The 7,478-nt window shown below is 71.7% G+C and carries 6 protein-coding genes and 1 pseudogene; all 7 read left to right on the plus strand.

Going from position 1 to position 7,478, the window contains the following annotated elements:
- Positions 1 to 381, plus strand: a pseudogene (locus D7W79_RS35325) (ABC transporter substrate-binding protein); the annotation flags it as partial.
- Positions 382 to 410: 29 nt separating this feature from the next.
- Positions 411 to 1,217 (plus strand): hypothetical protein, encoded by an 807-nt coding sequence (locus D7W79_RS35330; protein WP_120529718.1) that lies wholly within the window; start codon positions 411 to 413, stop codon positions 1,215 to 1,217.
- Positions 1,218 to 1,371: 154 nt separating this feature from the next.
- Positions 1,372 to 3,027 (plus strand): hypothetical protein, encoded by a 1,656-nt coding sequence (locus D7W79_RS35335; RefSeq protein WP_120529719.1) that lies wholly within the window; start codon positions 1,372 to 1,374, stop codon positions 3,025 to 3,027.
- Positions 3,024 to 3,728: an ABC transporter ATP-binding protein gene (locus tag D7W79_RS35340; RefSeq protein ID WP_120529720.1), complete on the plus strand. Its 705-nt coding sequence runs from the start codon at positions 3,024 to 3,026 to the stop codon at positions 3,726 to 3,728. The genes D7W79_RS35335 and D7W79_RS35340 overlap by 4 nt, the downstream gene beginning before the upstream one ends.
- A complete protein-coding gene (locus D7W79_RS35345) occupies positions 3,725 to 5,011 on the plus strand; it encodes an ABC transporter permease (RefSeq protein WP_120529721.1) in 1,287 nt (428 codons plus the stop codon). Before D7W79_RS35340 ends, D7W79_RS35345 begins: the two co-directional genes overlap by 4 nt.
- Positions 5,008 to 5,772: a hypothetical protein gene (locus tag D7W79_RS35350; RefSeq protein ID WP_120529722.1), complete on the plus strand. Its 765-nt coding sequence runs from the start codon at positions 5,008 to 5,010 to the stop codon at positions 5,770 to 5,772. The genes D7W79_RS35345 and D7W79_RS35350 overlap by 4 nt, the downstream gene beginning before the upstream one ends.
- Positions 5,773 to 5,880: 108 nt before the next feature.
- Positions 5,881 to 7,478 (plus strand): serine/threonine protein kinase (locus tag D7W79_RS35355; protein WP_147442210.1); only part of this gene is annotated, 1,598 nt, incomplete at its 3' end.

The raw sequence follows: 7,478 nt of genomic DNA on the forward strand, positions 1-7,478 counted from the left end.
CACCTGCTGGCCACGGTGCTGGTGGCCCGGGGCGACTTCGCGGCGCGCTACCCGGACGCGGTACGGCGGGTGCTCCGGGGGCTGCTGGACGCGGGGCAGGGCGTGCTCAAGGACCCGGCGGCCGGGGCGCGGCTGTTGGGCGAGGTGGCGCCCTACCTGGGCGACCCCACGGAGGCCATCCGCAGCGCGCCGCCCGCCACGCTGGCGGACAATCGAGCCTTCTTCGGACTTTCCGGCGAGGCGCCGGTTACCTATGACGAGCTCTTCCAGAGCGCCGCGGCGCTCTTCCAGAAGCTCAAGCGCGGGACCGCGCCCCCACCCGCGGAGGACACGCGGGACCTGGGCGCGCTGAAGTACGTCTCCGAGGCGCGGGGGCCCTGACGGGGCCCAAGAGGGAAGGGGAGTCGGACGTGGCGAAGACACCGAACTACATCAAGGCCGCGTTCCTCCTGCCGGCCAACCTGGTGGGGCTGACGACGGCGGCCATGTCCAGCGCCGTGACGCAGGAGCCGCTGCCCATGATGGTGGCGCTGGGCGTGGAGGGCGTCTACCTGGCCGTCCTGTCGTCCATGAAGCGCTTCCAGCGCGCCGTGCGGGCGAAGGAGCCGGACAACCCGGAGGCCGCGAGCGCCGCGGTGGACGCGCTGCTCGCGGACCTGGCGCCGTCGCAGCGCGACCACTACCAGCAGCTGGTGGGGCTGAAGGAGAAGATTCTGGCCAACTACCGCAAGCTGCCCGCCGGGCGCGTGCTGGCGGCCAGCAGCGAGCCCAAGCTGGACGCGCTGCTCACGTCCTTCCTGCGGCTCATCTCCGCGCTCAACCAGTACCGCACGTACCTGAGCGGCTCCGACCGCGAGCACCTGACCTCCGAGGTCACGGCGCTGGAAGCGGAAGTCGCGGAGGAGCCCAACCCGCGCCTCAAGGACGTGAAGGGCAAGCGCGTGGAGATCCTGCGCAAGCGCCTGATGCGCTTCGAGCAGGCGGGCGAGAGCCGCGAGGTGGTGAGCCACCAACTGGCCGGCATCGAGGACCTGATGCGGCTGACTCACGAGCAGTCCATCGCCATCCGCGACCCGGAGAGCGTCAACCGGCAACTGGACGTGCTCTCCGCGGAGACGGAGGCCACGGACGAGACGGTGCGCCAGATGGAGCGCTTCCTCGACTTCACCGAGGAGACCTCCGCGCCCCTGCCACACGGCGGCACCCGCGTGCGGTAGGGCGGGCACGGGCCCGGACGGCGGGCCGCCTTCGGGGGGCGCGGGACGCTCCGGCGGGCACCTGTTCACCGTGGCACCTTGCGGGCGTAGCGGGGGCCTGGGACGGCGCACGAATAGATTGACTCTCCGGCGAAGGCATCCTGTCCTGACGCCCATGCTCCGCCGCGTTGGGTTCCTCCCGTTGGTCCTGCTGTTGGTCGTATTCGCCGGCTGCTCGCGCTGCGGGAAGGAGGCGGCCGGGCCCGCGGACTCGCCCCGGGGCGTATCGCGCTACCTGCCTCGCACCGCGCAGGCCGCGGTCGTCATCGACGACCTGGGCACGTTGGGCGAGAAGCTCGCGCGCTTCCAGAACCTCAAGGTGGCGTCGTTCGTCGCGCAGCTGCAGAACTTCCCCTCCGCGGAGCGCTACGTGTCCGCGGTGATGCGGCAGGTGGGCGTGGACCTGCGCAGCAGGAAGGCACTGGAGGACGCGGGCATCGACCCGAAGCGCGGCGCGGGTGCGGCCTTCCTCGGCGGCACGCAGGCGGTGTCCGTCATCGGCGTGAAGGACGCGGACAAGCTGAAGACGACCTTCGCCACCTTCGCCCGCACACGCCTGGGCACGACGGAGGAGAAGGACACGAAGCTGGACGCCGGGCGGCTGGTCACGTTCAACCGGCCGGGCTCCACCACGCCCCTGCTGGGCATGCTCTTCCTCAAGCACGACCTGGTGCTCCTGTCCGCGGGCGCGTCGGTGGCGCGGCTGACGGAGCTGGCGGCGCTGCCGGAGGAGCAGTCCCTCGCGAAGGAGCCGGTGCTGGAGGCGTCGCTCAAGCGGCTTGCCGGCGAGCGCGACTTCCATGTGTGGCTGCCGGGCGGCTCCGGCCTGCTGCCCGCGGGCACGGTGCAGGGCATCACCTTCACGGGCCACATCGAGGAGCGCGCGGTGACGCTGCGCGCGGACGCGCCGTGGCCGGACACGCAGGCGTCGCTCGCCGCGCTGGAGCCCAAGGGTGGTGAGGCGCTCACCGGCTGGCTGCCGCAGGACAGCTTCCTCGTGGCGCGCTTCCGGGGCGACCCCGCGCAGCTCGACGGCGTGTGGCCGTACCTGGCCGGCTCGCAGGTGACGCGCGCGGTGCAGCAGGCGGGCTTCGACGTGAAGGCAGAGGTGCTGGACAACCTCAAGCCGGGCATGGTGTTCGCGCTGTCGCTGTCGCCCACCGTCAACCTGTCCTCGGGCATGCCGGACCTGGACCTGCGGCGCACCAACCCCTTCCGTTTCATCAACCTGGTGGCGCTCGCGGAGGTGAAGGACGTGGCGAAGGGGCAGGCCACGCTGGAGAAGGTGCCCGGCTTCGCGGGCGGCTTCGGCGCGAAGGTGGAGCCCACGGACATGGCCGGCCAGAAGGCCTACCTCACGTCGTACCGCGCGGGCGAGGGCGCGCACTTCGCGCTGTCCAAGGACGGCAAGCTGGTGCTCGCGGGCCCCCGGGCGCGCCTGGAGTCGACCCTGGCCTCGCTCGCGCAGCCGGCCGGCGCGGGCCCCGTGTCGGAGGACCTGAAGGCGGTGGGCAAGGACTCCGCGCTGGTGGTGCTGCTGGACCTGCGTCGGCTGTCGGATGCCGTCAAGGCGCTGCCGTCCGCCGCGTGGGGCATTGGCGGCTTCGCCATCAAGGCCACCACGGTGCGCTGGCTGGACGCCACGGACGACCTGCGCGCGGTGACGCTGGCCCTGTCGCGCAAGGACAAGGCGCTGCAGGCGGAGGTGTCCCTGCGGCTGACGCCCGCGCCCGCTGGCACCACGACGACCACCACCCCGGCCACGCCTTGATCCGCGCGCGAGAGGTCGTGAAGGAGTACGAGGACGGCGAAGGGTCCCGCGTGCGCGTGCTCGACGGCGTGTCGCTGGACGTGGAGGCCGGGGACTTCGTCGCGGTGGTGGGCGCGTCCGGCAGCGGCAAGTCCACGCTGCTGCACCTCCTGGGTGGCCTGGACGTGCACTACCAGGGGCAGGTGGAGGTGGGCGGCGTGAAGCTCACCGGCCTGGGCGACCGGGAGCTGGCGCGCTTCCGCAACACGCACGTGGGCTTCGTCTTCCAGTCCTTCCACCTCATCCCCAACCTGTCCGCGCTGGAGAACGTGCTCCTGCCGTCGCACTTCGGTCCGGCCACGGCGGACGGGCGCAAGCGCGCGAGCCAGCTGCTGGAGCGCGTGGGCCTGGGCGCCAAGCAGGACCGCGCGCCGGTGCGCCTGTCCGGCGGCGAGCGCCAGCGCGTGGCCATCGCCCGTGCCCTCTTCGGCGGCCCCAAGCTGCTCCTGTGTGACGAGCCCACGGGCAACCTGGATGCGGCCACGGGCGCGGGCGTCATCCAGCTCTTCCAGGAGCTGCACAGGGAAGGGCTCACGGTGCTGACCGTCACCCACGAGGAGCGCATGAGCGCGGTGGCGCGGCGGGTGCTGCGGCTCAAGGACGCGCGGCTGGTGGAGGAGTCCCCCGCGCCGGAAGCCCTTGCCTCGCGAGGTGCCCCGTGAGGTTCGACGCACTGTCGCGACTGGTGAGGTTGTCCCTCGCACGCGAGCGCAAGGGCGCGTTCTTCTCCGCCTTCGGCGTGGCCATGGGCGTGGGCGCGCTGGTGTTCTTCGTGGGCCTGGGGTTGGGCGTCGGGCGCGTCATCCGCGAGCGCATCTTCCCCACGGACTCGCGGCTGGTGGACGTGGTGCCCCCGTCGGTGTCGCTGGGCCTGTTGGGCGGCGGCAAGCTGGACGCGGCCGCGGTGGAGCGGCTGGCCGCGCTGCCCGGCGTGGAGACGACGTACCGGAAGATGAACGTCCGGGTGCCGGCGGTGACACGCTACGACGGCGTCTTCTTCGGCTCGCGCCTGCGCATGGGCATGGAGGTCCTTGCCGTGGGCGTGGACCCCGGCCTCGTGCAGAAGGACGTGGGGCTGCCAGAGGCGAAGGACTTCAAGGACCCCGGAGAGGGCAAGGCCATCCCCGCGCTCATCTCCACGCGCCTCCTGGAGCTGTACAACAAGACGTTCGCGCCCGCGCGCAAGCTGCCGCAGCTGTCGGCGGAGATGCTCATCGGCTTCGGCTTCCCGGTGGAGTTCAACCGCTCCTACGTGGCGGCCACGTCGGGCGGTCCCACCACCACGCAGCAGGCGCAGGTGGTGGGCGCGTCCGACCGGGCCATGCTCGCGGGCATCACCATCCCGCTGGACACGGCCGTGCGCATCAACCGCGCTTCCGGCGCGGACGCGGACAGCTACTCCGGCGTCACGCTGGTGGCGGCGGACCCCTCGCGCGTCCCGGAGCTGGTGGAGGCGGTGAAGGGGATGGGCTTTGAAATCGATGATCAGGAGCGCCGGCTGGCGGAGAACGCGGGCGCTGCGGTGGCGCTCACCACCTCCGCGCTGGCGCTGCTCTCCATCCTCATCTGCGTGCTGGCGGCGGTGAACATCGCTCACGCCATGTCCTCGTCCGTGCGGGCGCGGGCGAAGGAGATTGGCGTGATGCAGGCGGTGGGCGCCTCGCGCGCAGACGTGCGCGCCATCGTGCTGGCGGAGGCCGGCGTGGTGGGCGTGCTGGGCGGCGCGGCGGGGACGGCGGCGGCGCTGCTGCTGGCCTTCCTCGTGGACCGGCTCGCGAAGGGCTACCTGCCCAACTTCCCCTTCAAGCCGGAGAGCTTCTTCTCCTTCCCGGTGGCGGTGGTGCTGGGCGGCGTGCTGCTGGGGCTCGTGGCCGCGCTCGCCGGGGCCTACTTCCCCAGCCGCCGCGCCGCCGCCACGGATCCGGCAAGGACGCTGGCGGGATGAGCGGCCCTTCCTACAAGACGCTCCTGGCCAACGTCGTGTGCCTGGGGGCGCTGGGGTGGATCTACGGGGGCGACCTCTCGGATGCCCTGCGCGCCCGGACCGCGGAGGTCTCCGCGCTCCTGACGCCGCCGTCCGTCGTGCGCACGAGCATCGTGCTGGGGCTCGCCGGGGTGGGGGTGGCCGTGTTCCTCGCGGGGCTGCTTCGCAAGAAGCCGGAGGGCTTCAAGGGCTACCGGCTCCTGCCCATCCTGCTCGTGGTCACGCTCTTCCTGGACCTGGTGCTGGCGGAGGGGAAGACGCCGCTGGACTCGCCGGAACTGGGCGCCGTGGCGCTGCGGCGCTTCCAGGCCGAGGCGCAGAAGCTGGCAACGGTGGAGGCCGTTCCCTCGAGGGAGCAGGTGCTCCAGCCCCTCGTGGACGCGCTGGGCGCGCCGCCCTACCTGGAGCGCGGCGTGCCGGTGCCGGCCTACACACTCCAGGTGCGCACCGGCTGCGACGGGCCGGTCCGTGACGCGCCCGGTACGCGGCCCGGCACGCTGCTGTACTGTGTCGCCAGGGATGGCAAGCAGGCCTGGGTGACGCTGGTCGGGCTGCCCGCCGAGGTGCGCTTTGGTGCGCCGGCCGTGCTTTCCGTGCGAGGCGAGCCGCGCTCCGCCGCCGTGCGCACCCAGGTCCCAGAGGAGAATGACGTCGTGCCGGGCATCGACCTGGAGATCCCCACGGTGGTGGATGGGGGCGCCGCGACGTCCTCTTCACCCTGAATCCGGGTTGCCTGGAGAGCAAGCGGGCGGAAATAGGTCCGCGTGCGCGGTTGACCCTTCGGAGCCGCGATCGATAGGCTCCATGCAAGGACTCGACCCCCACACACAGTGACGACCTCTCAACCGAAGCGGCAACCCATCCCGTTCGGGAAGTATCTCCTCCTGGACCGCGTCAACATCGGCGGCATGGCGGAGGTCTGGCGCGGCAAACAGTTCGGCGCCAGTGGCTTCGAGCGGCTCGTCGCCATCAAGCGCATCCTGCCGAACATCGCCGAGGATGAAGAATTCATCTCGATGTTCATTGATGAGGCGAAGATCAGCGTCCAGCTGACCCACGCCAACATCGCGCAGATCTACGAGCTGGGGCAGATCGCCAGCAGCTACTTCATCTCGATGGAGTACATCCCCGGCAAGGACATGCGGGCCATCTTCGACCGCTGCCGGAAGAAGGGTGAGCCGGCGCCGGTGCCGCTCGTCGCCTTCTGCGTGGCGAAGATGTGCGAGGGCCTGGACTACGCCCACCGCAAGAAGGACGGGATGGGGCGCGAGCTCAACATCGTCCACCGCGACATCTCGCCGCAGAACGTGCTCGTGTCGTTCGAGGGCGAGGTCAAGGTCATCGACTTCGGCATCGCGAAGGCGGCGGGCAAGGCGACCAAGACGCAGGCCGGCATCCTCAAGGGCAAGTTCGGCTACATGAGCCCGGAGCAGATCCGCGGCCTGCCGCTGGACCGCCGCTCGGACGTGTTCGCCATTGGCGTGTGCCTCTACGAGATGCTCACCGGCGAGCGCCTCTTCGTGGGCGACAGCGACTTCTCCGTGCTGGAGAAGGTGCGCAAGGCGGAGGTGCCGTCGCCGTCCACGTACAACCGGCGCATCCCGGAGGCGCTGGAGCGCATCGTCCTCAAGTCGCTCGCGAAGGACGTGGAGGAGCGCTACCAGTACGCCAGCGAGCTGGGCGACGACCTGCAGCGCTTCCTGCTGACGAGCGACTCCATCTTCGGCCGCAAGGACCTCATGCAGTACATGAAGTCCACGTTCGCCGAAGAGGTGGAGCGCGAGAAGCAGCGCCTGGCCGAGTACGCGGACATCCGCGCGCCGGACGGCATGCTGGCGGCCATCGAGGCGGGCTACAGCGGCCCGTCCCCGGTGCCCACGCAGAGCATGACCAACATCCCCGCGGTGGCGCCCTCCGCGCCCGCCGTGGAGCCCGTCTCCGCGCCGCCGCCGCGCGCCTCCAACTCCGGCGCCAACAACGCGGCGGGGCAGGGGGCTCGCCGCTCGCCCACGCTCGCCGCGCTGCCCAAGCTGACCGCCGCGCCCGCCGCGCCCTCGCCCAAGGAGGACGAGGAGCTGGCGACGCAGATGGTGGACCGTGACGCCGTCTTCAACGACGCGCCGGAGCCCACCACCCAGCCGGGTGCCGCCATCGGCCGCGCCGTCACGCCGCTGGAGTCCCCGGCCGCGTCCGCGGACGACGACGGGGAGGACGTGGCGGGCCGCACCGCCGTCATCCCGCCGCCCTCGTCGCTGCCGCAGATTCCCTCGGCCCCCCCGCGGGGCAACGCGCCGGTGCTGACCGCCGCGCCGCCGCGCCCGTCGCTCACCAACGTGCCCACGTTGATGGCCAACGACGCGCCCGTGCCCCGGAACACGCCCAACCGGGGCAACGACAGCCAGCTGCCGCGCATCGTCCGGCCGGACTC

It is taken from the genome of Corallococcus exercitus, assembly GCF_003611585.1.
GTDB lineage: Bacteria > Myxococcota > Myxococcia > Myxococcales > Myxococcaceae > Corallococcus > Corallococcus exercitus.

Coding starts and splice junctions, on each gene's coding strand:
- D7W79_RS35335 (WP_120529719.1), top strand. CDS start 1,372: ATGCTCCGCCGCGTTGGGTTCCTCCCGTTGGTCCTGCTGTTGGTCGTA.
- D7W79_RS35350 (WP_120529722.1), top strand. CDS start 5,008: ATGAGCGGCCCTTCCTACAAGACGCTCCTGGCCAACGTCGTGTGCCTG.